Annotated in this window: 24 protein-coding genes; 9 read left to right on the forward strand and 15 right to left on the reverse strand. The window is 73.2% G+C overall.

Features of this window, described 5'->3' with window-relative positions; all coding sequences use genetic code 11:
- From E0493_RS13435 to E0493_RS23910, 4 genes are all read left to right on the forward strand, one after another.
- Nucleotides 1-213, forward strand: a 213-nt coding sequence (locus E0493_RS13435; protein ID WP_235913772.1) for a hypothetical protein, incomplete at its 5' end; no start/stop codon positions are given.
- Nucleotides 214-376: 163 nt separating this feature from the next.
- The gene (gene pdxA / locus E0493_RS13440; protein WP_160937485.1) at nt 377-1,366 is read left to right on the forward strand and encodes a 4-hydroxythreonine-4-phosphate dehydrogenase PdxA; all 990 of its coding nucleotides are present in this window, start codon (nt 377-379) and stop codon (nt 1,364-1,366) included.
- Nucleotides 1,363-2,103: a pyridoxine 5'-phosphate synthase gene (locus E0493_RS13445; protein ID WP_160937487.1), complete on the forward strand. Its 741-nt coding sequence runs from the start codon at nt 1,363-1,365 to the stop codon at nt 2,101-2,103. The genes pdxA and E0493_RS13445 overlap by 4 nt, the downstream gene beginning before the upstream one ends.
- Nucleotides 2,104-2,236: 133 nt before the next feature.
- On the forward strand, nt 2,237-4,363 hold the full coding sequence (locus tag E0493_RS23910; protein ID WP_160937488.1) for an HWE histidine kinase domain-containing protein: 2,127 nt from the start codon (nt 2,237-2,239) through the stop codon (nt 4,361-4,363).
- A gap of 63 nt (nt 4,364-4,426) precedes the next feature.
- Here E0493_RS23910 and E0493_RS13455 read toward each other — a convergent pair whose 3' ends face one another.
- From E0493_RS13455 to wrbA, 4 genes are all read right to left on the reverse strand, one after another.
- The gene (locus E0493_RS13455; protein ID WP_160937489.1) at nt 4,427-5,365 is read right to left on the reverse strand and encodes a dihydrodipicolinate synthase family protein; all 939 of its coding nucleotides are present in this window, start codon (nt 5,363-5,365) and stop codon (nt 4,427-4,429) included.
- 74 nt (nt 5,366-5,439) lie between these two features.
- The gene (locus tag E0493_RS13460; protein ID WP_160937490.1) at nt 5,440-6,087 is read right to left on the reverse strand and encodes an alpha/beta hydrolase; all 648 of its coding nucleotides are present in this window, start codon (nt 6,085-6,087) and stop codon (nt 5,440-5,442) included.
- Nucleotides 6,084-7,028, reverse strand: coding sequence for a ring-cleaving dioxygenase (locus E0493_RS13465; protein WP_160937491.1), 945 nt, complete (start codon nt 7,026-7,028; stop codon nt 6,084-6,086). Before E0493_RS13465 ends, E0493_RS13460 begins: the two co-directional genes overlap by 4 nt.
- A gap of 162 nt (nt 7,029-7,190) precedes the next feature.
- Nucleotides 7,191-7,802: an NAD(P)H:quinone oxidoreductase gene (gene wrbA, locus E0493_RS13470; protein ID WP_160937492.1), complete on the reverse strand. Its 612-nt coding sequence runs from the start codon at nt 7,800-7,802 to the stop codon at nt 7,191-7,193.
- 102 nt (nt 7,803-7,904) lie between these two features.
- Here wrbA and E0493_RS13475 point away from each other — a divergent pair, with 102 nt between their 5' ends.
- The 3 genes from E0493_RS13475 to E0493_RS13485 all read left to right on the forward strand — a co-directional run bounded on the left by E0493_RS13475 (nt 7,905) and on the right by E0493_RS13485 (nt 10,323).
- Nucleotides 7,905-8,864, forward strand: coding sequence for a LysR family transcriptional regulator (locus E0493_RS13475; protein WP_160937493.1), 960 nt, complete (start codon nt 7,905-7,907; stop codon nt 8,862-8,864).
- 206 nt (nt 8,865-9,070) lie between these two features.
- Entirely contained in the window at nt 9,071-10,015 is a 945-nt protein-coding gene (locus E0493_RS13480) for an alpha/beta hydrolase (protein WP_160937494.1), read from the forward strand.
- A gap of 107 nt (nt 10,016-10,122) precedes the next feature.
- Nucleotides 10,123-10,323, forward strand: a complete 201-nt coding sequence (locus E0493_RS13485) for a hypothetical protein (protein ID WP_160937495.1) — start codon at nt 10,123-10,125, stop codon at nt 10,321-10,323.
- A 228-nt stretch (nt 10,324-10,551) separates the two neighbouring features.
- Here E0493_RS13485 and E0493_RS13490 read toward each other — a convergent pair whose 3' ends face one another.
- Both E0493_RS13490 and E0493_RS13495 read right to left on the reverse strand, forming a co-directional pair.
- A complete protein-coding gene (locus E0493_RS13490; RefSeq protein ID WP_160937496.1) occupies nt 10,552-11,766 on the reverse strand; it encodes an MFS transporter in 1,215 nt (404 codons plus the stop codon).
- A 6-nt stretch (nt 11,767-11,772) separates the two neighbouring features.
- Nucleotides 11,773-12,297: a PRC-barrel domain-containing protein gene (locus tag E0493_RS13495; RefSeq protein WP_160937497.1), complete on the reverse strand. Its 525-nt coding sequence runs from the start codon at nt 12,295-12,297 to the stop codon at nt 11,773-11,775.
- Between the two features lie 127 nt (nt 12,298-12,424).
- Here E0493_RS13495 and E0493_RS13500 point away from each other — a divergent pair, with 127 nt between their 5' ends.
- Entirely contained in the window at nt 12,425-12,736 is a 312-nt protein-coding gene (locus E0493_RS13500; protein WP_160937498.1) for an HU family DNA-binding protein, read from the forward strand.
- 67 nt (nt 12,737-12,803) lie between these two features.
- Here the strand turns inward: E0493_RS13500 and E0493_RS13505 are convergent, their stop codons facing one another.
- The 8 genes from E0493_RS13505 to E0493_RS13540 form a co-directional block, all read right to left on the reverse strand.
- The gene (locus tag E0493_RS13505; protein WP_235913773.1) at nt 12,804-14,699 is read right to left on the reverse strand and encodes a response regulator; all 1,896 of its coding nucleotides are present in this window, start codon (nt 14,697-14,699) and stop codon (nt 12,804-12,806) included.
- Between the two features lie 5 nt (nt 14,700-14,704).
- Entirely contained in the window at nt 14,705-16,456 is a 1,752-nt protein-coding gene (locus E0493_RS13510) for a response regulator (RefSeq protein ID WP_160937499.1), read from the reverse strand.
- On the reverse strand, nt 16,453-17,484 hold the full coding sequence (gene cheB / locus E0493_RS13515; RefSeq protein ID WP_160937667.1) for a chemotaxis-specific protein-glutamate methyltransferase CheB: 1,032 nt from the start codon (nt 17,482-17,484) through the stop codon (nt 16,453-16,455). Before cheB ends, E0493_RS13510 begins: the two co-directional genes overlap by 4 nt.
- Before the next feature lie 26 nt (nt 17,485-17,510).
- Nucleotides 17,511-19,727, reverse strand: a complete 2,217-nt coding sequence (locus E0493_RS13520; protein ID WP_160937501.1) for a hybrid sensor histidine kinase/response regulator — start codon at nt 19,725-19,727, stop codon at nt 17,511-17,513.
- Nucleotides 19,728-19,940: 213 nt separating this feature from the next.
- The gene (locus E0493_RS13525; RefSeq protein WP_202397122.1) at nt 19,941-21,608 is read right to left on the reverse strand and encodes a methyl-accepting chemotaxis protein; all 1,668 of its coding nucleotides are present in this window, start codon (nt 21,606-21,608) and stop codon (nt 19,941-19,943) included.
- A 5-nt stretch (nt 21,609-21,613) separates the two neighbouring features.
- Nucleotides 21,614-22,168, reverse strand: coding sequence for a chemotaxis protein CheW (locus tag E0493_RS13530; RefSeq protein ID WP_160937502.1), 555 nt, complete (start codon nt 22,166-22,168; stop codon nt 21,614-21,616).
- Complete coding sequence (locus E0493_RS13535; RefSeq protein WP_235913774.1) at nt 22,168-23,622, reverse strand: CheR family methyltransferase; 1,455 nt, start codon at nt 23,620-23,622, stop codon at nt 22,168-22,170. The genes E0493_RS13530 and E0493_RS13535 overlap by 1 nt, the downstream gene beginning before the upstream one ends.
- On the reverse strand, nt 23,622-24,137 hold the full coding sequence (locus tag E0493_RS13540; RefSeq protein WP_160937505.1) for a chemotaxis protein CheW: 516 nt from the start codon (nt 24,135-24,137) through the stop codon (nt 23,622-23,624). The genes E0493_RS13535 and E0493_RS13540 overlap by 1 nt, the downstream gene beginning before the upstream one ends.
- A gap of 131 nt (nt 24,138-24,268) precedes the next feature.
- Here E0493_RS13540 and E0493_RS13545 point away from each other — a divergent pair, with 131 nt between their 5' ends.
- Nucleotides 24,269-25,021: a 2-keto-4-pentenoate hydratase gene (locus E0493_RS13545; protein ID WP_160937506.1), complete on the forward strand. Its 753-nt coding sequence runs from the start codon at nt 24,269-24,271 to the stop codon at nt 25,019-25,021.
- 137 nt (nt 25,022-25,158) lie between these two features.
- On the opposite strand, the gene rpoD is transcribed toward E0493_RS13545, so the two are convergent.
- Nucleotides 25,159-26,982, reverse strand: a complete 1,824-nt coding sequence (rpoD, locus tag E0493_RS13550; RefSeq protein WP_160937508.1) for an RNA polymerase sigma factor RpoD — start codon at nt 26,980-26,982, stop codon at nt 25,159-25,161.
- Nucleotides 26,983-26,992: the final 10 nt, after the last annotated feature.

The following is a 26,992-nucleotide window of genomic DNA, read 5'->3' on the forward strand; positions in this document are numbered from 1 at the left end:
AACGTCAGCTTCGAGGCAACAGGCAGCGCTGCCTCGGATGAAGCGGTGGCCGCCCCTGAAGGCGCGCTGCCGGGGGCCGGAGCGGAGGAGATCCAGCTCATCGCCGAGCACCCGCCTGTCGCGGAGGGGCCGTCCCTTGCCGCGGGCATGTGGCCCGTGCCGGCCGGGTTCGTGGCGCCGACGATTACGGCGGCGGAGCTGGTGCTGGCCTGACGGCACGCGGCGGCGCTCCGCTGTGCCGGAGCCTGCCGCCCGCCGGGCAATGGAGGGGGGAGTCCGGGGGCATTCAATGCCCCCGGCGGGGCGAGGCCGGGAGGGGCGGCGCCCTCTGGAACCCCGCCATGACGGCGAACACGGCCTGCGTTATAGCAGGCCCATGGACACGCAGCGCCCACCCCTGGCCCTGACGATGGGCGAACCCGCCGGCATCGGCGGCGAGATCGCCGCCAAGGCCTGGAGCGTGCTGCGCCAGGAAGGCCCGGCCTTTTTCTTCCTCGGCGACCCCGCGCTGCTGCCCGGCGTGCCGCACCGGCGCATCGCGAGCCCCGCCGAGGCCGCCGCGGTGTTTCCCGAAGCGGTGCCGGTGCTGCCGCTGGACCTTCCCGCGCCCGTCACCCCTGGCCGGCCGGACGCACGCAACGCCGCTCCGGTGATCGCCGCCATCGAGCAGGCCGTGGCGCTGGCGCGCAGCGGCGCAGCGGGCGGCGTCGTCACCAACCCGATCCAGAAGTCGGTGCTCACCGCCGCCGGCTTCCGCCATCCCGGCCATACCGAATTCCTCGCCGAGCTGGCGCCGGGCGAAGGCCCGCCGGTGATGCTGCTGGCCGCCGCCGGGCTGCGCGCCGTGCCCGTCACCATCCACCAGTCGCTGCGCAGCGCCATCGCGCGGCTGGACGCGGCGCTGATCTGCCGCATCGCCCGCGCCACCGCCGCCGGGCTGCGGCGGGACTTCGGCATCGCCGCGCCGCGCCTCGCCCTCGCCGGGCTGAACCCGCATGCGGGCGAGGATGGCACCATGGGCACCGAGGACCGCGACATCATCGCCCCCGCCATCGCCACCCTGCGCGCCGAGGGCATCGACGCGCGCGGCCCCTTCCCGGCCGACACGCTGTTCACGCCCCATGCCCGCGCCGGCTACGACGTGGCGCTCGGCATGTACCACGACCAGGCGCTGATCCCGGTGAAGACGCTGGACATGGCCGGCGGCGTCAACGTCACGCTGAACCTCGCGGTGGTGCGCACCAGCCCGGACCACGGCACCGCGCTCGACATCGCGGGCCAGAACCGGGCCGATCCCGGCAGCCTGATCGCCGCGCTGCGCCTCGCCGCGCAACTCGCCGACCACCGCAGGAACCAAGCCGCATGACCCCGCTGCGCCTCTCGGTCAACGTCGACCACGTCGCCACCCTGCGCAACGCGCGCGGCGGCCGCTTCCCCTGTCCCGTCGAGGCGGCACGCGCCTGCCTCGCCGCCGGCGCGGACGGCATCACCGTGCATCTCCGCGAGGATCGCCGCCACATCCGCGACGAGGACGTCCGCCGCCTCGGCGCCGAGCCCGGCCTGCGGCTGAACTTCGAGATGGCGGCGACCGGGGAGATGGTGGGCATCGCCGAGGGCCTGCGCCCCGCCGCCTGCTGCATCGTGCCGGAGAAGCGCGCCGAGCTGACCACCGAGGGCGGGCTGGACGCGCGCGGCGCCGGGCCCTTCCTCGGCGAGGCGGTGCGCCGCCTGGCTGCCGCCGGCATCGAGGTCGCGCTGTTCGTCGAGCCCGACCCGGCGCAGATCGCCGCCGCCGCCGCGCTCGGCGCTCAGGCGGTGGAACTGCACACCGGCACCTATGCCGATGCGCCCGAAGCCGCGCGCGGCCCGCTGCTGGCGCGGCTGCGCATGGCGGCGGCGGAGGCCGGGCGGCTCGGCCTCGCCTGCCATGCCGGCCACGGGCTGGATTTCGAGACGGTGCGCGGCGTCGCCGCCATCCCGGAGGTGGTGGAGGTCAGCATCGGGCATTTCCTGATCGGCGCCGCCGTGTTCCAGGGCCTCCCGGCCGCGGTGTCCGGGATGCGCGCCGCCATCGCGGCCGGGCGCGGCGGCGGGAGGAACTAGGCGCCCACGCCCGGCTGCCGCCTGGCCGCCCTCCAGCCTGCACGCATCGCGATCAAAATTCCCCCCGAACATTGCGCAGGGGTGGCTTCGCGGTGCAGTTTGCAGGTCCGGATGCTGGAGGAACGATGTGCTTGTGAAGAGGCTCCCTGCCTGGTTGGCGGTGCTCACCTCTTCGGGCTTCAGCGGCGGGCACGACTCCGGCGGCGGGATCAGGGGCGCCAGGGGGCGGCGCCAATGGCCGCTGGCGGCCCACCTGGCCCTGCTTTGCATGGTGCTGCTGCTGCCCGTGCTGCTGCTGTCGGGGGGCCTGGGCCGCCTCTACCTGTCCACCGAACGCAACGCGCTGCGGCAGGAGGCCCTGTCCTGCGCGCGCAACATCATGACGCTGGTGGAGCGCGACATGGAGGGGCAGGTCGCCGCCCTCCAGGTGCTGGCCGCCAGCCTGCCGCTCGAATCCGCCGGCTTTCCCCATCTCGCCGCGCTGGCCAGGGAGGCCGGGCCCGCGCTCGGCGGCGAGGTTACGCTGCATCGGCCGGGCGGCGTTCCCGCGCTGGCGCCGCCCGTTCCGGTCCACAGCTTCGCCGAGGCGCGGCGCAACCGCTCGCCCACCGTTTCCGGCCTCGTGCAGCAGGCGCCGGGCGAGCCTTTCCTGGTGGTGGTCACGGTGCCCGTCCTGCGGAACGAGGAGGTCGCCTACCTGCTCAGCCTGAACCTCAACCCGGAGCGGCTGCTGCAGCGGCTGCGCGAGGTGCGGCTGCCGGAGGGCTGGATGGCGCTGCTGGTCGATGGCCAGCGGCACCTCATGGCCCGCTCGTCGAGGCAGCAGGAGTTCCAGGGCCGGCTCATCTCAGAGGAGGCGCAGGAGGCCAGCAGCGCCACCTCCAACTTCTGGTCCGCGCACAGCTTCGAGGGCGAGCCGGTGCTGATCGCCTCGGCGCTGTCCTCGCCGCTGGGCTGGCGCGCCGGCGTGCTGGTGCCGACGCGTGTCGCCGAGGGGCCGCTGCGCCGCTCCCTGCTGCTGCTGGGCCTGGGCGCGGGGCTGCTGGGAACGCTGGCGCTCGGCCTGGCGATCGTGTTCGCCCGGCGCATCGCGCGCCCCGTGCAGCGCCTGGTGCGCGCCGCGCACCGGCTCGGCCGGGGCGAGCCGGTGGAGCCTCCGCCGACCTCGATCGAGGAGGTTTCGGCGGTCGGGGCGGCCATGGCGGAGGCCAGTGTCACCCTGCGGCTCCGCGAGCAGGCCCTGGCCGAGAGCGAAAGCCGCCTGGCGCGCGCCCTGGAAGCGGCGCAGGTCGGCACCTGGGAATGGGAGGTGCCGAGCGGCCGGCTTACCGGCTCGGTGGGGCGGGAAGCCCTCTACGGCCTGTCCGAGGGCAGTCTGCCGACGCATGCGGCCATGGAGGCCGTGATTCTCTCGGAGGACCGTCCCCGGCTGCACCAGGCCGTCACGGCGGCGCTCGATCCGGCCGGCCCCGGGCATTACGACGCGCTGTTCCGCGTCCTTTGGCCGGACGGGCAGGTGCGCTGGCTGCGCCGGCAGGGTGCGGTGGTGGAGCGCCTGCCCGATGGCACCCCGTTGCGGGTGAGCGGCGTGGTGATGGACGTCACCGCGGCGCGGGAGGCCGCCCTGCGCGAGCGGCGGCTCGCCAGCGAGGTGGATCACCGCACGCGCAACGTGCTGAGCGTGGTGCAGTCCGTGCTCCAGATGAGCCGCGCCGACAATCCCGCGCGCTTCGTCGATGCGGTGAAGGGCCGCGTGACGGCGCTGGCGCGGGCCCATACCCTGCTGGCCAACGCGCAGTGGCTCGGCATCGCGTTCCACGACCTCGCGCGGGAGGCGGCGGGAACCTGCCAGGCGGGCGGGCGGATCGCGCTGCAGGGGCCGCCGCTGACCATCGCGCCCCATGCCGTGCAGCCCCTTGCCCTGCTGCTGCATGAGCTGGTCAGCAACGCGGCGCATCATGGCGCGCTCTCGGAGGAGCGGGGGCAGGTCCGGCTGTCATGGACGCGCCAGCGGGAAAGCCTGCTCTTCTGCTGGCACGAACGGGGCGGCCCGCCGGCGCGCCAGCCCGCCCGCCAGGGCTTCGGGCTGAGGGTGGTGGAGAACACGGTGCGGCGGCAGCTCGGCGGCACGGTGGAGATCCACTGGGAGGCGGAAGGGCTCGATTGCCGCCTGCACTTCGAGGCAACCCGCCTGCTGCAGGAGGGTGACCTCGCCGCGCCGCCCATGCTGCCGCCGGGGCTGCTGCCGCTGCGGGCCTGAGGCCGGGGCATCAGGAAGCCGCGGGAGAAGCCATTCTCCCCCGGCTTCCGTCTGCCGCGCCGCTCAGCGCAGCTTGCCGGCCCGCGGGTCCTTCCGCGCCACGCGGGCGAGCAGGTACTCCACCTCGCTCCTCGCCTTGGCGGTCAGCGCCGCGCCCGGCTTGCGCTGCGCGTCGGAGGCGATGATGCCGCGCTTCGCCATCACATACTTCCGCACCGCGAGCCCGGTCGGGCCCTGCTGCTGCTCGTAGCGCAGCAGCGGCAGGTGCGCGTCGAACAGGTCGTGCGCCGCGTCCCGCTGCCCCTCGGCCTGCAGGCGCACCACGTCGCAGAGCATGTCGGGGAAGGCGTAGCCGGTCATCGCGCCGTCGGCGCCGCGCTCCACCTCGAAGTCGAGGAACAGGCCGCCATTGCCGCAGAGGATGGAGATCGGGCGCATCGAGCCGTCCGCCTGGAAGCCGCGCAGCGTGGAGATCTTCTCCAGCCCCGGCCAGTCCTCGTGCTTCAGCATCACGCAGGAGGGGCTCTCCTGCACGATCCTGCGGATCACCGCCGGCGTCATCACCACGGAGAAGGTCTGCGGGAAGTCCTGGATGACGAAGGGCACGTCCTCGCCGACCGCCTCCGCCGCCTGGCGGTAGTAGGTGGCGATCTGGTCGTCGGTGCGCAGCGTGTTGGGCGGCGCGATCATCACCCCGGCGGCGCCCTTGTCCATCGCGGCGCGGGCGAGGCCGCGCATGGCGGCGAAGCCCGGGGCGGAGACGCCGACGATCACCGGCAGTCCCCCGGCGCGGCGGATGAAGCGGGTGGCGATCTCCAGCGCCTCGGCCTGGTCGAGCTTGGGCGCCTCGCCCATGACGCCGAGCACCGTCATGCCGGTGCTGCCGACCTCGCGGTAGAAGTCGGTCATGCGGTCGATCGAGTCGAAGTCGATCCGGCCATCGGCATGGAAGGGCGTGGGGGCGATGGGGTAGACGCCCCGGGCGGTGTGGTCGAGCGGCATGGCTTCCTCCGGCTGACGCGACGCCCTGCTTTACCGGAGAAGCCGCCGGGCGGGAACCGGCGGCCTTTGCCGGCTCAGGCCAGCCCTTCCAGCATCGCCTGGGCCAGTTCGACCTCCTCGGCGTTCACCCCGTGGAAGTCGCCCTCGTAGAGCCGGGTGGTGACCGCCGCGCCGAGGCCGCGCAGCACCGCCTCCGTCTCCAGCACGCGCGGCTCGGGGATATGCGCATCCCGCCGGCCGCAGCCGAGCAGCACCGGGGTGCCGCCCAGCGCATCCACCGTCTCCGGCGCCGGCAGCCGGTCGCCGATCAGCCCGCCGCTGAGGCCGATCACCGCGCCCAGCGGCGCCCGCCGCCGCGCCAGGAACTCCAGCGCCAGGCAGGCGCCCTGCGAGAAGCCGAGCAGCGCCACCCGCTCCGGCGGCAGGCCGCTGCCCGCCACCAGGTCCTCCAGCACGGCGAGCGCCGAGGAGAGGAAGGGCTCGTTGCGCGCCACCGGCTCCAGGAAGCGGTGCGGGTACCAGGTGTTGCCCGCCGCCTCCGGCGCCAGCCAGGCCATGCCCGGCGCCGCGACGTGGCGCGCGAGGCCGAGCATGTCGGCCGCGCCGCCGCCACGCCCATGCACCAGGATCAGCGCCGCCCGCGCGCTCTCCAGCGGGGTGCCGGCCTGGGCGACGGGGCGGCCGGCATGCGGTCCCGCCCCGCCGGTCCGCAGCCCGCTCACAGCGGCTTCAGCCCGCGCTCGATGGCCTCGCGCCGCGGCTCCAGGAAGGGCGGCAGGGCGAGGCGCTCGCCGAGCTGGTCCTTCGGCTCGTCGGCGTCGAAGCCGGGGCCGTCCGTCGCGATCTCGTAGAGGATGCCGTTCGGCTCCCGCACGTAGAGCGAGCGGAAGTAGTAGCGGTCCACCGGGCCGCTGGAGCGCAGGCGGAACTGGTTGAAGCGGTCCACCCAATAGCCGTACTCCTCGTCCCGCACGCGGAAGGCGACGTGGTGCACGCTGCCGGCGCCGGGCTGGTGCGCCGCGAGATGCGGCTCGACCCGCATGTGCAGCTCGGCCGCCGGCCCGCCCTCGCCCATCTCGTAGACCTGGACGTCCACCGGCCTCGGCTCATCGCTGCGGTAGCTGCGGCCGCGCCGCATCGCCATCACCTCGGTGACGAAGGCGTCCGAGCGGCGCAGGTCGGGCACGCTCATGGTGATCGGGCCGAGGCCGCGGACCTGCTGCGCCGCCGGCACCGGGCTGCGCGCCCAGGGATGCGCCTCGCCGGCGCCGCCATCGTCCACCAGCGCGAGCCGCTGCCCCTCCGGGTCCTCGAAGAGGAGCTGCAGCCGGCCGTCGATCTCGCGCACCGGCTCGGCGCTGACGCCCTCGGCCGCCAGCCGCTCGGCCCAGAAGCGCAGCGCCGCCTCGCCGTTCACGCGCAGCGCGGTGCGGGTGATGCTGTGGGTGCCGCGCCGCTCGCGCTCCACCGGCCAGTCGAAGAAGGTCAGGTCGGTGCCGGGGCTGGCCTCGCCATCGGCGTAGAACAGGTGATAGGCGCTGGTGTCGTCCTGGTTCACCGTCTTCTTCACCAGCCGCATGCCCAGCACGCGGGTGTAGAAGTCGTGGTTGCCCCGCGCATCGGCGGAGACGGCGGTGAGGTGGTGAATTCCGTGCAGCTGCATGGCTGCCTCCTTTCGCGGGCCGCATGGCGCGGCCGGCGCGGCGGGCACCGGCCCTCCGCGGCGGGGCTTGCGCCTCCAGCCTCGTCTCTGTCAGGCCCGGTTCGCGCCGCCGCCGAGGATCGGCGGCGGCGACCGGGCAAGCATGGTTGGCGCCGGGGCGCCTCAGCCGCGCCCGCGCACCAGCGCGGCGGTCACCTCGGCCACGTGGCGGCCCTGGTACTTCGCCATCTCCAGCTCCGCCTCGCTCGGCTGGCGGGAGCCGTCGCCATTGGCGATGGTCGAGGCGCCATAGGGCGTGCCGCCGCTCACCGCGCTGATGTCGGTCAGCCGCTTCTCGCTGTAGGGCAGGCCGACGATGATCATGCCGAAGTGCATGAGGTTGACGATGGTGGAGGTAATCGTCGTCTCCTGCCCACCATGCTGGCTGGCGGTGGAGGTGAAGACCGAGCCCACCTTGCCGACCAGCTTGTCCTGGAACCACAGACCGCCGGTCTGGTCGAGGAAGTTGGCCATCTGCGCGGTCATGCGGCCGTAGCGCGTCGGCGTGCCGATGATGATGGCGTCGTAGTCCACCAGCTCGTTCACCGTGGCGATGGGGGCCGCCTGGTCGAGCTTGAAGTGGCTCTTCCTCGCCACCTCCTCCGGCACCAGCTCCGGCACGCGCTTCACGGTGACCTCGGCGCCGGCCACCTGCCCGGCGCCCTCGGCGATGGCCCTGGCCAGCGTCTCGATATGGCCATAGCTCGAATAGTAGAGGACCAGGATCTTGCTCATGGGGCGGTTCCTTGCTCGGGGAAGCGATGCGGGGAAGGTGCGTTCTCGGCGGCCGATGCGCAACACGTTGCGGAGAAACGCATCGTTCGCTAGACGCGAACGATGCGGCCTGACATCGAGGCGCTGGCCACCTTCGTCCAGGTGGTGGACAGCGGCACCATCACCGCCGCCGCGGCGCGGCTCGGCCTGGCGAAATCCGTGGTCAGCAAGCGCGTGGCGGTGCTGGAAACGCAGCTTTCCGCCAGGCTGTTGCACCGCGCCCCGCGCCGGGTGACGCCCACCGAGGCGGGCAGCCTGCTCTATGAGCGCGCACGCGCCCTGCTGGGCCAGCTCGACACCGTCGCCGACGAGGTGATGGCCCGCTCCGGCGCGCTGCAGGGCATGATCCGCCTCGCCGCGCCGCTCAGCTTCGGCATCCGCTACCTCGGCCCGCTGATCGCCGACTTCATGCGGCGCTACGAGGGCATCGAGGTGGTGCTGGACCTCGACGACCGGCATGTGGACCTGTTCAGCGGCGGCTACGACCTGGCGCTGCGCAGCGGCCGGCTCGGCGATTCCGAGCTGCGCACGCGCCGCCTCGGCACCAGCAACCGGGCGCTGTGCTGCAGCCCCGACTACGCCGCCCGGCACGGCCCGCCCCCGAGCCTGGAGGCGCTCGCCGCGCATTCCTGCCTCGGCTACGCCAATGCCGCCGCCGGGCATATCTGGCGCTTCGCTCCCGTCGGCGGCGGCGAGCCGCGCTCCCTAGTGCTGCGCGGCCGGATGGTCGCCAACAGCGGCGAGGCATTGCTGGACGCCGCCCGCGCCGGAATCGGCCTCGTCGTGCTGCCCACCTTCCTGGTGGCCGAGGCCGTGCGCGCCGGAGACCTCATCCCGCTGCGCATCCCGGGCTGGGAGCCGGTGCCGGACACCATCCAGCTCGTCTATCCGCCGACTCCGGCCATGCCACTCAAGGTGCGGGCGCTGATCGAGCACCTGGCCGGCGCCATCCGCGAGCCCTTCGCCTGGGATGAGCCTTTCGAGCGTTTCCTGAAGCCCGGAGGCAGTGTTGGGGGAGAATGAATTCTCCCCCGGCCCCCCTCTTCCTTCTTTTCTGTCGGTTTGAGGCGCGTGCAGCCCCGGCGACTGCTGCCAGGCGGATCATCAGGGGTGCCTTTGTCCCAGGCGAAGCCGAAAAAACTGACAGAAAAAAGAAGGGGGCCTGGGGGAATTCATTCCCCCAGTCTTTTCCGGCACGCTGAACCCTCGTCCAGCAGGGAGCGACGCCCATGACGAACGCCAAGCCCGATCCCGAGGTTCTCGCCGCCCAGGAGCAATTCCAGCGCGAGGGCCTCGCCGCCGGCGACGTGCTGACCCAGCCGGTGGAGGAGGCGCGCGCCGCGACGCGCCGCTTCCAGGCCTGGCTGAACCAGGGCGGCCCGCAGGTGGCGAGCGTCACCGAGCATGTGCTCGGCACCACGCCGCCATTGCAACTGCGGATCTACCGCCCCGCGGCCGAGGGGCCGCTGCCGACCTACCTGCACATCCATGGCGGCGGCTTCGCGCTCGGCAGCCTGGACGCGCTCGACCGCTGGAAGCGCGAGATCGCCGCCGAGGCCGGCATGATCGTGGTCGGGCTGGACTACGCCCTGGCCCCCGAGCACCCCTACCCCGCCGCCATCGACCAGGTTCTCGCCGCGCTGCGCTGGCTGCGCGACGGAGCCACCGAGTTCGGCGTGGATGGCCGCCGCCTGGCGGTGGGCGGCGATTCCGCCGGCGGCAACCTGGCGCTGGGCGCGCTGCTCCGCCTGCGCGACGCCGGCGAGGCCGGGCCACGCCTCGGCGCCATCATCTACGGCATGCTGTCCGCCGCGCACGACACGCCGTCCCACCGCGAGCTCGGCGACGGCCGCTTCGGCCTCTCCACCGCCAAGCTCGACTGGTTCTGGACGCGCTACCTGCCGGATGCCGCCCTGCGCCAGGATCCGGCCGCGGCGCCGCTGCACGCCGAGCTCGCCGGCCTGCCTGAGATGCTGCTGCAGGCGGCGGCGCTCGATCCGCTGCTGGACGACACGCTGAACCTCGACCGGCGCCTCACCGCCGCCGGCGTGCCGCACGCGATGACGGTCTATCCCGGCGTGCCGCACGGCTTCATCGGACAGACCGCCGTGCTGGAGAAGGCGCGCGCGGCCCGGGCGGAAGTGGTGGCGGCGCTGCGGCGGGCGCTCGGCTAGGCAAGGGCCTCCCGCCGGTTGGCGCCGGGGCGGCGGCAGGGGCAGACCGCAACCCCTGCGCGGCAGCCCCGTTCCCCCGGGAGAACTCGCTGGAGAAAGGGAACCCGATGACCAACGACGCCAAGAAGCGGCAGGATGCCCGCAAGCAGGACGGCACCCCGGACGACAGCACGAAGCTCGGCACCCTCACCGGCATGATGACGGGGCATTCGACCCGCGACGCCGAGACCACCCGGCCCGGCAACAAGACCACCGGCCCCGGCGACATGGGCAACCTGCTCAAGAACCAGCGCGAGGAGGAGGGCTGACCGCCCTCCGGCGGCGCGGCCGGAGCGAGATCCCGATCAGGCGGCCTCGCCTGATCGGGTTGAGAGGCGCGTCAAGCCAGGAAGCCGCGGCGTTTGCAGCGAGCCAAGGCGGGCGGAAGCCGCGTTAGAGCGTTTTCCGTTCGCTCTGGCTCACGGAAAACGCTCTAGCCGTTTGTTTCGACGAGCATCTTCACCCGTCCCGATGATGCCATCGGAACGGGATCTGCTCTAATCCGCCGCAAGCGCGTCCGCCGGAAGCGAAGGCCGCGTCTCCGGCATGGCCAACAGGGTCAGCAGCACGCAGAGCAGGCCGATCCCGCCCAGCATCATGAAGGCCATCTCCGGGCTTGCCCAGCTCGCCACCGAGCCTGCCAGCCCCGTGCTGATGGTGCCGCCCACGCCCACGGCCAGCCCGAAGAAGCCCATGCAGAGGTTGAAGCGGTTGGTGCCGCGCGTCAGGTCGGCGGCGGTGAGCGGCAGCATCACGTTCAGCGTGGCGGCGCTGACACCGTCCAGCGCCTGCACCAGCAGCAGCATGTAGGGCTCCTGCACCACCGCCAGCAGCAGGCCGCGCAGGGGCAGCATGCTGAAGCCCATCAGCAGCACCACGCGGCGCCCCTGGTCCTGCGCCAGCCGCCCCACCCAGGGCGAGATGCCGGCCACGATGAGCTGCGGCACGACGATGCAGCCGGCGATGATGAGGTTGGCCTCGTCCCCCGCCGCCCGCGTCACCGCCGTGCCGGCCAGCGGCAGCATGGCGGCGTTGGAGAGGGTGAACAGCAGGGCGCAGCCGGCGAAGACCAGGATGCCGCGGTCGAGCATCAGGTCGCGCAGCCTGCCGCGCGGCGCATGCGCCTGCGACTGCAGCGCCGCGACATTCGCCGCCATGTCGCTCTCGCGGATGCTCAGCAGGGCCAGCAGGCTCGGCACGGTCAGCGCCGCGGTCAGCCAGAACACCGCCGCCGGCGCGAGATAGGTGCCGATCAGCCCCATCACCCCGGCCGCGATGGCGCCGCCCAGCGAGGCGAAGCGGGTGTTGCGCCCGAGCCGCTCGCCCAGCGCGGCGCGCCCCACCAGGGCCAGGCTGATGGCCGCGATGGAAGGCGTCAGCACGCAACTGGCGAAGCCGTGCAGCACCTCGGAGAGCAGCACCGGCAGGGTCGCCGGCCAGGCCGCCAGCAGGATCGCGGCCAGCAGGATGCCGAGCAGCCCTCCCATCGCCGCCCGCCGCTTGTGCCGCGTGGCATCCACCAGCGCGCCGGCCGGCACCTGGCTGAGCATCGCCGTCATCGTGCCCAGGCTGAGCGCGAAGCCGATCTGCACCTCCGTCCAGGCCTGCGTGGTCAGGTAGACCGCGACAAAGGGGCCGAAGCCGGTCTGCACGTCGGCGACGAAGAAGTTGAGCCAATCGAGCCCGCGCTGGCTTTGCCGTGAGATTGTCATGCCGGCCTAATGCGGCTGCGCCACGGTGGTCGCCATCACCGCGTCCTCACCATCGCGATATTCCGGGAAGCCCTTGAGCTGCTCGCGCGTCAGGGACAGCAGCGCGCCCTTGGCGCCGAACCGCACCATCGGCCAGGCGACGGCGACGCGCCGCTTGCCCACGCCGAGAAAGCCGCCATAGTCCAGCACCACGGCGCGCGGGTTGCCGCCGTCGTCCACCAGCACGTTCACCACCTGGCCGACGACGATGCCGGTCGGCCCCTTCACATCCGAGCCCAGCACCCGGAAGGTGGAGTCCTTCGGCAGGGGCTCCTGGTTGGCGAGGGGCGTTGGCGCGGCCTCGGCCGCCTCCTCGTCGTCCGCCGCGGCCAGCGCCGGAGCCGAAAGGCCCGCGCACAGCAGGAGCAGGGCCGGCAATGTCACACGGGATCTGCGTCCGGAAATGGCATGGGCGATGGGCACGGTGTCCTCCTCCTGGATCGGGTGGCCGGGCGCGCCGGCGAGGCTTGCGCCGCCGCGGGCGCCACGCATCTCTTGCCGCGCGCAACTGCGGCTTTCCTGCAAATCGCAGCGGCTTCTTGCAACCACAGCAATGCGAGGGACTTCACGCCGGGCTCTGGCTGTGCTTTGCCTAAGGAATCGCTCGAAAGGCAAGACCATGTCAAAGAAGTTCCTCGCCGACACGATCCAGAATTCCATCGAGATCACCGGCGTCGGCGCCAATGCCCTGGCCGGCGACATCATCGAGGCCATGAAGGCCGAGATCATCCGCACCGGCCGCTTCACCATCCCCGAGTTCGGCGCCTTCATGGTGCGCGAGACGCCGAAGCGCACCGCCATGAACCCGCGCACCGGCGAGAAGGTGGCCGTGAAGGCCGGCGCCACCGTGCGCTTCAAGCCTTCCCCGGCGCTGCGCGAGGCCGCCTTCGCGGCCATGAAGAAGAGCAAGCGCAAGGCCGCCAAGGCCTGATTGCGCAGCCCCGCCGGCCGCGCCGGCGGGGCGCCGCCGCGAAACAGGCAACGCCATCCCCTGGCCTTCAGGCGGAGGGTGGCTTCAGCAGCAGCGCGATGCAACGCGCCAGATCCGCCTGGCGGAAGGGCTTGCGCAGCACCGGAAAGCCTTCCGGCACCACTTCGGGATCGGCATAGCCGGTCAGCAGCAGGACCGGCAGGCCGGGGCGCAGCGCCTGTGCGCGCCCCGCCAGCTCGCGCCCCGTCATGCGCGGCATCGCCAGATCCGTGACCACCACACGGATATCGTCGCTCTTCTCCAGCATCTGCAGCGCCGCCTCGCCATCCGCCACCGCCACGGCGCGGTGGCCCAGATTGGTCAGGAAGGTCTCGGTCACGCCCCGCACGCCGGGATCGTCATCCACCACCAGCACGCTGACCGGCGCCACCAGGGGCGCCGCCGCGCCGCGGCATTCCGGCGTTCGGTCCACCTCCTGTTGCGCGCGCGGCAGGAGCAGTTCCACGGTGGTGCCCTCGCCCGGCGCGCTGACGATGGTGGCCGTGCCGCCGGACTGGCGGGTCAGCCCATAGACCATCGAGAGGCCGAGCCCGGTGCCGCGCCCCACCTCCTTGGTGGTGAAGAAGGGCTCGAAGGCCTGCGCCAGCACGGCCGGCGGCATGCCGCTGCCGGTGTCGGCCACCGCCACCGACACATAGTCCCCGGCGGCGAGGTCGTGCACCATGTCCTCGCCGACCGCGAGGTTGCGGGTGATGATGCTGATGGCGCCGCCTTCCGGCATGGCGTCGCGGCTGTTGATGCAGAGGTTGAGCAGGGCGAGGCCGAGCTGCTCCGGATCCACCAGCGCCGGCCAGAGCTCCGCCTCCAGCTGGTGCCGCAGCTCGATGCCCTCCCCCAGGCTGCGCAGCAGCAGGTCGTCCATCTCGCGCACGAGCTGGTTGATGTCGCTGGCGCGCAACTGCAGCTCGCGCTTGCGGCTGAAGCTCAGGAGCCGCTGCGTCAGGGTGGAGCCCCGCTCCGCCGCGGTGATGGCGTTGCGCACCAGCCGCTGCTGCCGCGGCTCCGCGAGCCCGGTATGCGTCAGCAGGTCCAGGCTGCCCAGGATGGCGGTCAGCAGGTTGTTGAAGTCGTGCGCCACGCCGCCGGCCATGGTGCCGAGCGCCTGCATCTTCTCCGCCTGGTGCAGGCGCTCCTCCAGCCCGCGCTGCTCGGTGGTGTCGTGCTCAATGGTCGCGAGATGGGTCACCCGCCCGGCGCCGTCGAAGATCGGGATGCGGTTGACCCGCACCCAGCGCGGCGGGGCGCCCTCGGCGCTGCGCTGCTCCGTCACCTCGGCGGGCCGGCCGCTCTCCATCACCGTCCGCTCAGCCGCCAGCAGCGCCGCGCCGGCCCCGGGCGGCAGCAGCCCCGCCTCGGCGCGGCCGGCGCACTCGGCCACCGTCCGGCCGAGCGCCGAGGCCTTCACCGCGTTCAGCCGCACGAAGCGGCCGCCAACGTCCTTGAAGCTCAGCGCATCCGTCGAGGACTCGAGCAGCCCGCGCAGCAGCGCCCGCTCGGTGTCCAGCGCGCGGGCCAGGCGGCGGCGCTCGACGGCGTTGCGCACCATGCTGAGCAATGCCGCCGGTTCCCAGGGCTTCGGCGCGTAGCCGGCGATGCGCCCGTTGTTCACCGCGCTGATCACCGCCTCCAGGTCGGCGTAACCGCTGAGCAGCAGCGCCTCGGCGCCGGACACCTCGCGCGCGCGGGCGAGGAAGGCGTCCCCCGTCATCCCGGGCATCCGCTGGTCCGAGACGATCACGTCCACCGCCGGCTCGCGCGCCAGCAGCGCCAGCCCGTCGGCTCCGCAGGGGGCGGTCAGGACGCGGAACTCGCCCTCGAACAGGTCGGCGAGGGCGACCAGGATCTCCGGTTCATCGTCCACCAGCAGCAGCGTCGCCGGCGACAGCTCGGGCATGGGGTCCATCGTGCTCAGCGTTCCGCCTGCATTGGTACGCTGATCACGAAGGATGCGCCACCGGCCGGCCCGTTGCCGACGGAGATCGTGCCATCATGCGCCTGGATCACGTTGTAGGCGATGGCCAGCCCCAGGCCGGTGCCGGAACCCACCGGCTTGGTGGTGAAGAACGGCTCGAAGATCCGCTCCTGCAAGCCCGGCGGCACGCCGGGGCCGGAGTCGCTGATCGCGATGCGGTAGATGCCCGCATCGTTCGAGGTCTCGATGGTGATGGTGCCCTCGGCCGGGATGGCGTCCGCCGCGTTGCTGACGATGTTCATCACCACCTGGTTCAGCAGCGCGGGGGAGCAGCGCAGCTCGGGCACCGCCTCGTAGCGCCGCTCGACGGTGATGCGGTCGCCGAGCTTGTGTGCCAGCAGGGTCAGCACGGTGTCCAGCGCATCCGGCACGTTGACGCGCTGGAAGGCGTCGTCCTGGCGGGAGAACTTGCGCAGCTTCAGCACCAGGTCCTGGATGCGCCGCAGCCCGAGCGCCATCGAGCCGGAGCGCTCGCGGCACTTGGCGACCAGCGGTCGGGCGGCCGCGTTCTGCTCCAGCATCCCCTCCACCTGGCCGAGCAGCCGCGCCACCGTGCCCTGATGCGCCAGGATGAAGGCCAGCGGGTTGTTGATCTCGTGCGCGATGCCGGCCACCAGCTCGCCGAGCGAGGCCATCTTGGCGGCCTGCACCAGCTTGGTCTGGGTCTCGCGGAGCTGGCGGTTGGCTTCCTCCAGCTCGCCATTGGCGCGCGCCAGCGCCTCGGCCAGCGCTGCCTTGGCCTGCGCGGCGGCGGCCTCGGCCTGGGCGCGCTGCATGGAAAGCTCGCGCGCGCGCAGCTCGGCGGCGACGCGCCGGTCCTCGTCCTGCAGCAGCTTGCGGCGCAGCGCGGCGCGGATGCGCACGCTCAGCACCTTGGGTTCCGCCGTGGCGGGGATCAGGTCGTCCGCGCCCGCCTCGAAGACGCTGGCCAGCGTTCCCCGCCCCACCGGGCTGTCGGTGCCCAGCGCCACGATCTGGAAGCTCGCCCCCTCCCCGCCCGGCGTGCCGGCGCCGCGGAGCGCGTTGAGCCGGGCGCAGAGCGCGGCGCCGTCGAAACCCGCGCTGAAGGCGTTCAGCACGACGCAGTCCCAGGCCAGCGGCTCGGCGGTGACGGCGGCCAGCGCCGCCTCGGCGCTTTCCGCCGCCTCCAGCCGGTAGCCGTCGCGCCCGAGCAGTCCGGTGAGATAGGTGCGGTAGGTCAGGCTGTCGTCCACCACCAGCACCTGCGCCCGGCGGAAGGCCAGCACCCCTGGCGCCTGCTCGCCCGGCGCCGCCGCCGTGCGGCTGCGCAGCAGCGCGCGGATGCGCAGCAGCAGCAGGTCGTGCCCGGCGGATTTCGGCACATAGGCGTCGGCGCCGCTCTCCAGCCCCTGGCGCTCCAGGTCGCCTTCCTGCGCCTCGGTCAGCATCAGCACGGGAATGGCGCGGGTGCGGCTGTTGAGGCGGATCTGCCGCACCAGCTCGTCGCCGTTCATCCCGGGCAGGTGGTAGTCGGCGATCACCAGGGCGGGCAGCGTGCGGTTCAGCGCCTCCAGCGCCAGTTCCGCCGTCGCCGCGCGGGCGGCGGCGAAGCCTTGCCGCTCCAGCAGGCGCTGCATCTGCAGGGCCTGGGTGTCGGAGTCCTCGACCAGCAGGACCGGCGGCCCCGGTGGAAAGCTGGCGCTGTTCGGCAGGGTGGCGCTGTTCATGGCCGCCGGCCCGCGAGCTGCACCAGGCGCGGCCCGATCAGCGGCAGCGGCAGGCTGAGGCTGGAGCCGCCCATGCGCACGGCCGCCGCCGGCATGCCATAGACCACGGCGGTGCTCTCATGCTCGGTGATGGTCAGGCCGCCGGCCCGGCGCAGCTCGGCCAGCCCCGCCGCGCCATCCTCGCCCATGCCGGTGAGCAGCACGCCAAGGCCCTGCGGCCCCACCACCTCGGCCACCGAGCGGAACAGCAGGGTGGCGGCGGGGCGCTGGCTGGCCAGCGGCCGCTCGCCGCTGATCCGCAGCAGGCCGCCCGGCCCGATCAGCAGGTGGCGGTCCCCCGGCGCGACATAGACCCGCCCCGGGCGCGGCGCCTCGCCCTCCTGCGCGATGCCGACGGCAAGCGGCACCAGCCCGTCCAGCCAGGCGGCGAAGCCCTCCATGAAGGCGCTGCCCATGTGCTGCACCAGCAGCACCGGCAGCGGGAAGTCGGCCGGCAGCGCGCCCAGCACCTGCGCCAGCGCCGGCGGCCCGCCGGTGGAGGCGGCGATCGCCAGCAGGGCCGGCGGCTGCGGCGCCGCCAGCGCCTCCGGCCGCGCCGCCTGCGGCGGCCGCGCCGCCCCCAGGCTGCGCTGGCGGATCACCGGCACCTGGCTCATGATGTAGAGCTGCGTGCAGATGGTGCCGGCGATGCGCTCGTGGCCGCCGGTCTCCATGCCGACCGGCTTCTCCACCACCGACAGCGCGCCGGCGCGCAGCGCGTTCATCGAGATGCGCAGCGAGGCGTCCTCGACGCTGTCGGCGATGACGACGATCGGCGTCGGCTGCTCGGCCATGATCCGCCGCGTCGCCTCCAGCCCGTCCATGCCGGGCAGGCGGATATCCATCGAGATGACGTCGGGGCGGACGCGCGGCAGCTCGCGCAGCGCCTCCTCGGCCGAGGCGACGGCGGCCACCAGCGTCAGGCGCGGATCGCGCGAGACGATGTGGGCGAGCAGCCGCCGCACCACCAGCGAATCCTCGACGATCATGACACGGACAGGATCGGTCGGAAGTGTCACAGCATCTGGCCAATGGTTGCGAGCAACTCGCGCTGGTCGAACTTCTGCTTGGTGATGTAGGCGCCGGCGCCCAGTTCAAGGCCGCGCCGCATGTCCTCGGAACTGGCTCGCGAGGTCATCAGGATGACCGGGATCGGCGCCAGCCGCGGGTCGTTCTTCAGCGCCTGCAGCAGGCTGAAGCCGTCCATGCGCGGCATCTCGACATCGGCGACGATCAGGTCCACCAGCGCCTCGCCGCCGCGCAGCCGGTTCAGCGCGTCCAGCCCGTCCACGCTGAGCAGCACGCGGAAGCCCTGCGCCTCCAGGATGCTCTTCTCCAGCGTGCGGGTGGTGATCGAATCGTCCACCACCAGGATCGTGGCCGCCTCTCGCGTCTCCTGCGCCGGCAGCAGGCCGAGCCCGGCGGCGGCGAGCCGCCCCTCGTCGCGCAGCCAGCGGCCCACCAGCCCTTCCGGGCTCAGCACCAGGGCCGGCGCCGCCGTTCCCAGCGGCACGGCGCCCACCACGAGGTCGCCCTCCAGCCCGGGGGCATCCACCGCATCCACCATCAGCGTGCGCACGTCGTACAGCGCGTCCACCGCCAGCGCGCAGCGGCGCTCGCCGCTGCGCAGCAGCACGGCGGTGACATGCGCATCCTCCACCGGGATGGGGCTTGCGGCCTGGCCGAGCAGGTTTGGCAGAGCGATCATCGGGGCGATAACGTCGCGTCCCCCCGCTTCGATGCGCAGAACAGGCTTGCCCTCGACGGTTTCCACCGCCGTCGTGCGCAGGCGCAACAGGCGCTCGATCCCGCGGCTTGGCAGCCCGTAGGTCTGCCCGCCCGCGCCGAACAGCAGCACCGGCTCGCGGGCGGCGGAAAGCGGCACGGCGATCTCGATCTCGGCGCCCCAGGGGCGGCGCGGGCGCAGCGTGGCGCTGCCGCGCAGGCGGCGCGCCGTCTCCGCCACCACCGAAAGCCCCATGCCGCGGCCGGAAAGCCGGTCCACCGCCAGGCTGGTGGAGAAGCCCGGCTCGAACACCAGCGACAGCACGCGGTCGGGCGGCGGCGGCGGCTGGTCGGCGGTGCGCGGCGGCAACAGGCCGCGCTGCACCGCCACCGCCTCGATGCGCTCCAGGTCCGGGCCATGGCCGTCGTCGAACACCGTCAGCACCAGCAGGCCGCCGCGCGTGGCCAGCCGCAGGCCGATCTCGGCCTCCGCCGGCTTGCTCCGGGCGGCGCGCTCCTCCGGCCCGTCCAGCCCGTGGCTGACAGCGTTGCGCAGAAGGTGGGTGGCCGGGTCCTTCAGCGCCTGCAGCACCCGGCGGTCAACCTGCAGGTCAAGCCCTTCGAGCCGCACCGCGGCCTCCCGCCCGGCCTCGCGCACCAGCTCGCGAGCCATGCGGCCGAGCGAGCCGAGCACCGCCTCGGCGGGAACCAGGGTGATGCGCTCCACCCGCTGCCGCAGGGCGCCGAGGGCAGCCTCCACGTCCCAGGCGCGGCCGCGCTGCTCCCGCCCGAGCCGGGTCACGTGGCGCTGCAGGCGCGTGAGGTCCCGCTCGAAGTCGCGCGCCCGGCCACCGGCCGCCGCCTCGCGCGGCCGGGCCTCCCAGGCACGCCGGAGACCACGGATCTCCGCCTCCAGCGCGCGCAGCTCACCGCCGAGCACCGCCTGCCCCTCCAGCGCCTCGGCCAGCGCCTGCACGGCCCCCGCCAGGCTTTCCACCTGCCCGGCATTCACCCGCAGGTATTCCACCGCGGCGCCGCCCGCCTCCGCGGCGGCCGGCGCCTCCGGCAGGGGCGAAACCGGCAGGGGCGCCGGCGCCGCGGGCACGGCTTGCTCCGGCGGGGCCTCCTCGCGGCCGAGCAGCCGGTCCAGCGCCTGCTCGGCCGCCCGGGGCGGTTCGGAAGGCGCGCCGCCCTGCAACGCCGCCACATGGCCCTCGATGCCGTCCAGCCCGAGCTGGATCGCCGCCAGCGTTTCCGGACCCAGCGTCAGCCCGCCCTCGCCGACGCGGCTGAACACCGTCTCCAGCCGGTGCGCCATTTCCTCCACGGCCGGCAGGTCCACCGCCCGCGCCGCGCCCTTCAGGCTGTGCGCGCGGCGGAACACGTCCCGCAGGTCGAAGGGCTGGCCGCTCTCCACCGCCGCCAGCGCGGCGCGGATGGCCTGCAGGTGCTCCTGATGCTCGATGCCGAAGGCGGCCAGCAACTCCTGGCGCAGGTCATCGCTCATGGGCAACCCTCCGGGCCATGCCGCCGAGGCCATATCCCAACCGGCCATGCCCCAACCCGCCATATCCCAACCGGCCATATCCCAACCGGCCATATGCCAACCGGCCATGCCCCAACCGGCCATGCCCCAACCGGCCATGCCGCACCGGGCGGGGGGCGGCGGGCATCGGGGCCATGGCGGGGCGGCGGCGCATGGGGCGGCGCATGGGGCGGTTCAGAAGCGGTAGCGGTCGGCCAGCCCGACCAGCCGCTCGGAAAGCTGCGACAGGTTGGCCGCCGCGGTGTCGAGCTGCCGCGTGCCGGCGGCCGTCTGCTGGCTTGCCTGACGGATGTTCTGCAGCGCGCTCATCACCTGCTCGATGCCGAGCTGCTGCTGGTTGGTGCTGGCGACGATCTGCTGGAAGGTCTGCACGCTCTCCTGGATGCGGCCGGTGATCTCGGTGATCGTGGTGTGGGTGGTGTCGGTGCGCCGCCGCCCCGCCGCCACGCGCTTCACCGCCTCCTCGGTGAGCATGACGGAGGAATTGATGCCGCGCTGGATGTCGCCCAGGATCGAGCGCACCTGCCCGGTGGCCTCCTTGGCCTGGTCGGCCAGCGTCTTCATCTCGGCGGCGACCACGGCGAAGCTGCGCCCCTGCTCGCCGGCGGCGGCGGCCTCGATCGCCGCGTTCAGCGCCAGCAGGTGGCTGCGCTCCGAGATGTCGTTCACCGTGGCGATGATCTCGCCGATCGCCTGGGTCTTCTCCGAGAGCGCGACGATGTTGCTGGCCACCGCCTCCGCCTGCTCGCGGATCTGCTCCATCGCCCGCACCGTCTCGTCCACCGCCTTCAGGCCGGCGGTGGAGGTCTGCGCGGTGGCCTGGGCGGAGGCGATCACCTCCTGCGCGCGCTTGCCGATCTGCACGCCGGAATGGGTGATCTCGTCCACCGTGGCGGCGGTCTCCTGCACGGCGGCGAGCTGCTCCTCGACGCTCGCCGCCTGCTCCTGCGTGCTGGCGCGGATCTCGGCGGCCGAGGCGTTGAGGTTCTCGGTCGCCTCGCGGCTCTGCCGGGCGAGCTGGCGCAGCCCCTCGACCATGGCGTTGAGCGTGACGCCGAGCCGTCCCAGCTCGTCCGGCCCGGTCACCGCCGCCTCGCCGGTCAGGTCGCCGCGCCCGATGCGCTCGACGAAGCTCATGAAGGTGGCCAGCGGCTGGGTGATCGAGCGGCGGATCAGCAGGGTGATGGCGATGCCGAGCACCACCGCCCCGATCAGCACCAGGATCACGGAGAAGCGGCTGTCCTGGTAGATCTCCCGCCCGCGCGCCTGGCCGTCGGCGATCACGGCGTTCAGCGTCTCCTGCACGGCCTCGGTCAGGCGGTCGAAGGCGGTGCGGCTGGCGACGATGGCCTCCCCGGCGGCGACGGCGGCGGCCAGGTCATTGGCGCGGATGGCCTGGAGCTGCGTCTGCGTGTGGTCGCGGATCTGCCGCAGCGCCGCGGCCGCCTGGTTCAGCTGCTGGCCGATGCGTTGCCAGCCGCCCCCCCGGTCGCTGGAGACCGCCTGCGCGGCGTTGCGGCTGGCGGCCGCCTGCATCTGCTGCAGGATCGTCTCGCCTTCCGCCGCGGCGCGCGCCCAGGATTGCGACAGGTCGTCCGCCGGCACCTCGCGGCCGAGCCCGCGCAGCAGGAAGCGCGACAGGTTGCGGCTGCGGCTGTCCTGCATGGCGCTCTCGGCGTCGCGCAGCTCCATCAGGTGGCGCAGCATTCCCAGGTCCCGCGTGACGATGGTCTCGGTGGCCTGGGTGACGACGCTGATCTGGTTCAGGCTGTACAGGCCGAGCCCGATGAGCAGCAGCGTGATGGCCATGAAGCCGGCGAGGATTCGGTTGGCGATGCTCAAGTTCGTCACGCTCCGGAGGGTACGGCAGGCGCCATGAAGGGTTGCAGCAGCCGGTGGGGGTCGATCAGCCCGAGCAGGGCGTGCCGGCCGCCGGCCAGTTCGGGAGGGGCAAGGGCATGGCCGGTGACGGCCCGCTCGACCGGGCGGCCGGGGTCCGGCAGCGGCGCGACCTCCGCCACGGCGGCCACGCGCTCCACCCGCAGGGCGAAGCGGCGGGAGCCGGCCGCGCGCAGCAGCAGCACATGGCCGCCCTCCGCTTGCGGTGCCGCGCGGCCGAGCGCCAGCGCCAGGTCGAGCAGGCAGACCATCTGCCCGGCATGGCTGAACAGGCCGAGCACCGCGGGCAGCGCGCCGGCCACCGGCGCCCAGGCCACCGGCGGCAGCACCTGCGCGACCGCCTCCAGCGGCAGGCCGTAGAACTCGTCGCCGAGCTGGCAGGCCAGCACCCGCAGCCGGGTCCCGGCCGGGGCTGCCGCCCCGCGCGCGGCGAGCAGCCGCGTGCGCTGCTCCAGGATGCGCGCCGCCCGCTGGGGAGGAACGATGACGCCGCGGTTCGGCATCAGGAATTCCGCACCGGGCCAAGCGTCTCAAGGTGCAGCCGCGCCGCGGTGCGAAGCTCCTGCGCCGTCATTCCATCTCCCTCCTCCAGCGCCGCATCGCCCGGCAGGCTCATGGCGATGCGCGACGCCACCGCCAGGGCCCTGCGGCCCGCGGCGGCGCGGCCCTCATCTAGCAACAACAGCCCAAGCTGGTAATGCGCCATGATGAAGTCGCCGCGCAGGTAGAGGGCGCGGCGGAAGGCCTGCTCCGCCGCCGCCGGCCGGCCAAGGGCACGCGCCACCAGACCCTCGTAGTAGTGCAGCGCGGGATGCGTCGGCTCGACGGCCAGCCCGGCGCGGCAGGCCTCCTGGGCGCCGGCCAGATCCCCCCGGTCGGCCCGGAGGCGCGCCTCCTCCAGCAGCGCCCCGACCGCGGGCGCCGCCGCCGGCTGCGGCGCGGCAGGCCGGGGCGGCAAGGGGTGCGGGACGGGCGGGACCGCCAGGGGAGCCCAGACAGACGGCGCGACGGGCGGCGCGAAAGGCGGCGCGACGGGCGAGGCGGCCAGCGGCGCCGCGGCAGGCGGGGAGGATGGCAGCGCCCCCCCGCCACGCCGGTAGGCGATGGTGCCCGGCAGGTTCACCACCTCCAGGAACCGCGTGAAGGCCGGGTTGGGCTCGGCATGGCCAAGCAGCATCCAGCCGCCCGCGTTCAGCCGCTCCGCCAGGGCGTGCACCAGCCGCTCCACCACCTCGGGATGGAAGTAGATGAGGACGTTGCGGCACAGGATCAGGTCGAACTCGGTGAGCTGCAGCGGCGCGCCGGCGTCGAGCAGGCTCAGCAGGTTGTGCCGCTCGAAACGCACCATCGCGCGGTGCTGCGGGCGCAGCGCCCAGTGGCGGCCATCGGTATCGGGGGTGAAGTCGCGCGCCACCTCCTCGGGCGGCAGGCTGCGCAGCGCCCAGCGGCTGTACAGGCCACGCCGGGCCACCTGCAGCACCGCCTCGTTCAGGTCGGTGCCGGTCAGGCTGATCCGCCATTGCGGCAGCGCCTCGCCCAGCAGGCGGCGCAGCAGGATGGCGACGGAATAGGGCTCCGCCCCGCTGGCGCAGCCGGCGCTCCAGATCCGCAGGCGGCGCGTCGCCGCGTTGCGCGCGATGATGTCGGGCAGGATGGTTCCCTGCAGCGCCGCGAACTGCTCGGCATAGCGAAAGAAGAAGGTCTCGCCGATGGTGATCGCCGCAACCAGCGCCGCCCATTCCTCCTCGCCGGCGACGGGGTCCTTCAGCCGCTCGACATAAGCCGCGGTGCCGGGAAGGCCGGTTTCGCGCAGCCGGCGCCGCACCCGTTCCCAGAGCAGCGTGTCCTTGTCCTGGTAGTAGAAATGCCCGGTACGGGCGATCACCATCGACTTCAGGCGCAGGAAATCCGCGTCCGGGATGAAGGCCGGGGTGAAGGGACCGGGCGCGCGGGGCATCAGCCCGCGCCGGCCCATTCGGCGAGCCGGGCCTGGGCGTTCTCCCGCAGGGCCTCCAGGGCGGCCTTTTCCTGCGCCAGCAGGATGCGCTCCACCGCCAGCAGGTGCACGAAGCCTTCCGGCATCTCGATCTCGGCCACGGCGCAGCCATTGGGCGTGGCCTCCGGCGCCAGCGGCCGGAGCTGCCCCCGCGGGATGCGCTGGAGGTCGAGCGCGCGGTCCACCAGCAGGCCGAGGGGCCCTTCCCGCCCCGCCGCCACCACAACATGCCGGTACAGCGCCGCCTCCCCCTCCGCGCCTTCCGCCGCGAGCCCGAACAGCCGCATCAGGTCGAGCACCGGCAGCGCCCCGCCGCCGAGGTTCAGGAAGCCGGCGAGCGGGCGCGGCAGGCCGGGCGGCCGCCACAGCCGGGGCAGCGGCAGGATCTCCCGCACCTCGGCGCCCGGCAGCGCGCAGGTCCGGCTGCCAAGCCGCAGCAACAGGTAAGGTTCGGCGGAAGGGACGGCGAGGCTCACGGTCGACGAATCCTGGACGGCGTCCTGGTTATCACCGCCGCAAGAGAGCCGCCAGCCATCCGGGCCGCCCCTCTCGACGCCGCCGCCGGGCCTCGCCAGGATGGCGCGCCAGTTCCCGGAGGACCCGCCCCATGGCTTTTGACGCCGCCGCCGCCGCCGCCGCCCTGCTACAGGCCCGCCGGACCCGCATCTGGCTGGAGGCCCTTCCCGAAGGCGCCCGGCCGGCCGACATGGAGGAGGTCCAGGCCATCCAGGCCCTGGTGGCGGCGGAGCTGGGCCCCCTCGCGGGCTGGAAGGTCGGCGCCGCCAGCCCGGACGCCGAGCCGGGCTGCGCGCCGCTGCACGCGCAGAACCTCCGCTTCGACGCCACGCCCTTCCGCGCCGCCGACTTCAACATCACCGGCATCGAGGCCGAGATCGGCTACCGCATGGGGGCCGACCTGCCGCCGCGCGACGCGCCCTACTCGCGCGAGGAGGTGATGGCCGCCATCGCCACCATGCACCCCACCATCGAGATCGTGGACACGCGCTTCGTCAGCCTGGGCCTCGACCCGCTGAGCCATTCGGCGGACCAGACCAGCCACGGCGCCCTGGTGGTCGGCCCGGCGCTGGCCTACTGGCAGCGCATCGACCCGCCCGCCGTGCCGGTGCGGCTGACCTTCAACGGCGAGGTGGCGGTGGAGCACACCGGCGGCAACTCCGCCGGCGAGCCGATCCGGCTGGTGCAGTGGCTCGCCAACACCGGCGCCCGGCGCTACGGCGGGCTCAAGGCCGGCATGGTGATCACCACCGGAAGCTGCACGGGCAACATCCTGGTCCCGCCAGGCACCAGGGTGCGGGCGGAGTTCCAGGGCGTCGGCAGCGTGGAAACCGAGATCCAGTAAAAAAGCCCGGGGGAAGGAATTCCCCCGGACCCCCATCTTTTCTCTTCGCGTTTCCCGCGCGGGCGGGAAGCGCAGCCCCAACTGGCAAAAGGAAGATGGGGGGCTCGGGGGGAATTCCTGCCCCCCAAACTCTTTCCTCAGGCCAGGAAGCTGCGCAGCGACTTGCCGCGCTTCGAGCCCTGCAGCTTCTTCAGCGCCTTCGCCTCGATCTGGCGGATGCGCTCGCGCGTCACGTTGAAGGTCTTGCCGACCTCCTCCAGCGTGTGGTCGTTCTCGCCGCCGATGCCGAAGCGCATGCGCAGGATGCGCTCCTCGCGCGGCGTCAGGTCGGAGAGGATGCGCATGGTCGCCTCGCGCATCGAGGAGCGCGCCGCCGCGTCGAACGGCATCACCGCGTTCTCGTCCTCGATGAAGTCGCCGAGGCGCCCGTCATCGTCGTCGCCCACCGGGTTCTCCAGGCTGACCGGCTCGCGCGCCAGCCGCTGCACGGCGCGCACCTTGTCCACCGACATGCCCAGCTCCGCCGCCAGCTCGTCCGGCGTCGGCTCGCGGCCGGCCTTCTGCGCGAAGCGGCGGCTCATGCGCGCCACCTTGCCCACCGTTTCCGTCATGTGCACGGGAACGCGGATGGTGCGCGCCTGGTCGGCCAGCGAGCGGGTGATCGCCTGCCGCACCCACCAGGTGGCGTAGGTCGCGAACTTGAAGCCGCGGCGCCAGTCGAACTTGTCCACCGCGCGCATCAGCCCGATGTTGCCCTCCTGGATCAGGTCGCCGAACATCAGGCCACGGTTGCGGTAGCGCTTGGCGATGTGCACCACCAGCCGCAGGTTGGCCCGGGTCAGCTCCTCCTTCGCCTTGCGCATGTCGCGCTCGCCCTGCGCGACCTCGGCGCAGACACGGCGCAGCTGCACGGCGACCAGGCCGCTCTCCACCTCCAGCTTCGCGATCGCGGCGCGGATGCCGGGCAGCTTCTCGGCCAGCTCGCGCAGCGCCGCCTCGCGGCGCGCCGAGGAGGTGCGGACCTTCTGCGCCGCCACCAGCAGCGCATCGGCACCGTTCTCGCTGCCGTCCCAAAGGCGCAGCACGTCCTCGCGCTCCATGCGGGCCGCCACGGCCAGGCGCAGCGCCTGGCCGTCCAGCGCCAGCAGGCGGCGGCTCGTCTCGCGCACCTGCGCCACCAGCAGGTCAAGGCGCGCCGGGCGCAGGCGCAGGGCGCCGAACAGCCCCACCATCTCCTGCCGCTCCGCCATCGCCTCCTTGCCGCCGGGCGGCAGCGCGCGCAGCCGCGCGAAGGCGTCCAGCGCGGCGGTGAAGGAGGCGAGCACCTCCGGCTTCATCTTCTCGTCCAGCGTCGCATGCGGCGCCGCCTCGCCGCCGCCTTCCTCCGTCTCCTCGGGCTCCGAGGAGGCATCGGCCGCCATCGCCTCCAGCTCCACCACGTCGCGCAGCGGCATCTGCCCCTGCTCCAGCGCGGCCTTCCACTGGGCGAGGTGAGCGAAGCTCATCGGGCTCTCGCACAGCCCGGCCAGCATGGCGTCGCGCCCGGCCTCGATCCGCTGCGCCAGCGCGATCTCCTGCTCGCGCGAAAGCAGCTCGGTGCCGCTCATCTCGCGCAGGAACATGCGGACGGGATCGTCCGAACGGGCCAGGCTGGCACCGTTGACGTTGCCGCCCTCCTCCTCGGACTCCTCGCGCTCCTCGTCGGACTCGGAAGCCTCGGCGCGCTCGCCGTCCTCCCTCTCGTCCTCCTCGGCGGCCGGGCGGGTCTCCTCCTCCAAGCCGTCGAACTCCTCTGCGAACTTCTGGCGCCAGGCATGGCTGGGGCTGCCGTTGGAATCGAGGCGGTCCGTATTGTCCTGGCCATCCTGGGTCAGAATGTCGCCGAACCCCGCCCGCGCCTTAAGCGTGGCGTTCTCCGACTCGCCCTGATCCGCCGTGCCGTAGGTAAACATCCCGTCCATTGATTCACCT

Source organism: Teichococcus coralli, assembly GCF_009829925.1.
Lineage (GTDB): Bacteria > Pseudomonadota > Alphaproteobacteria > Acetobacterales > Acetobacteraceae > Pseudoroseomonas > Pseudoroseomonas coralli.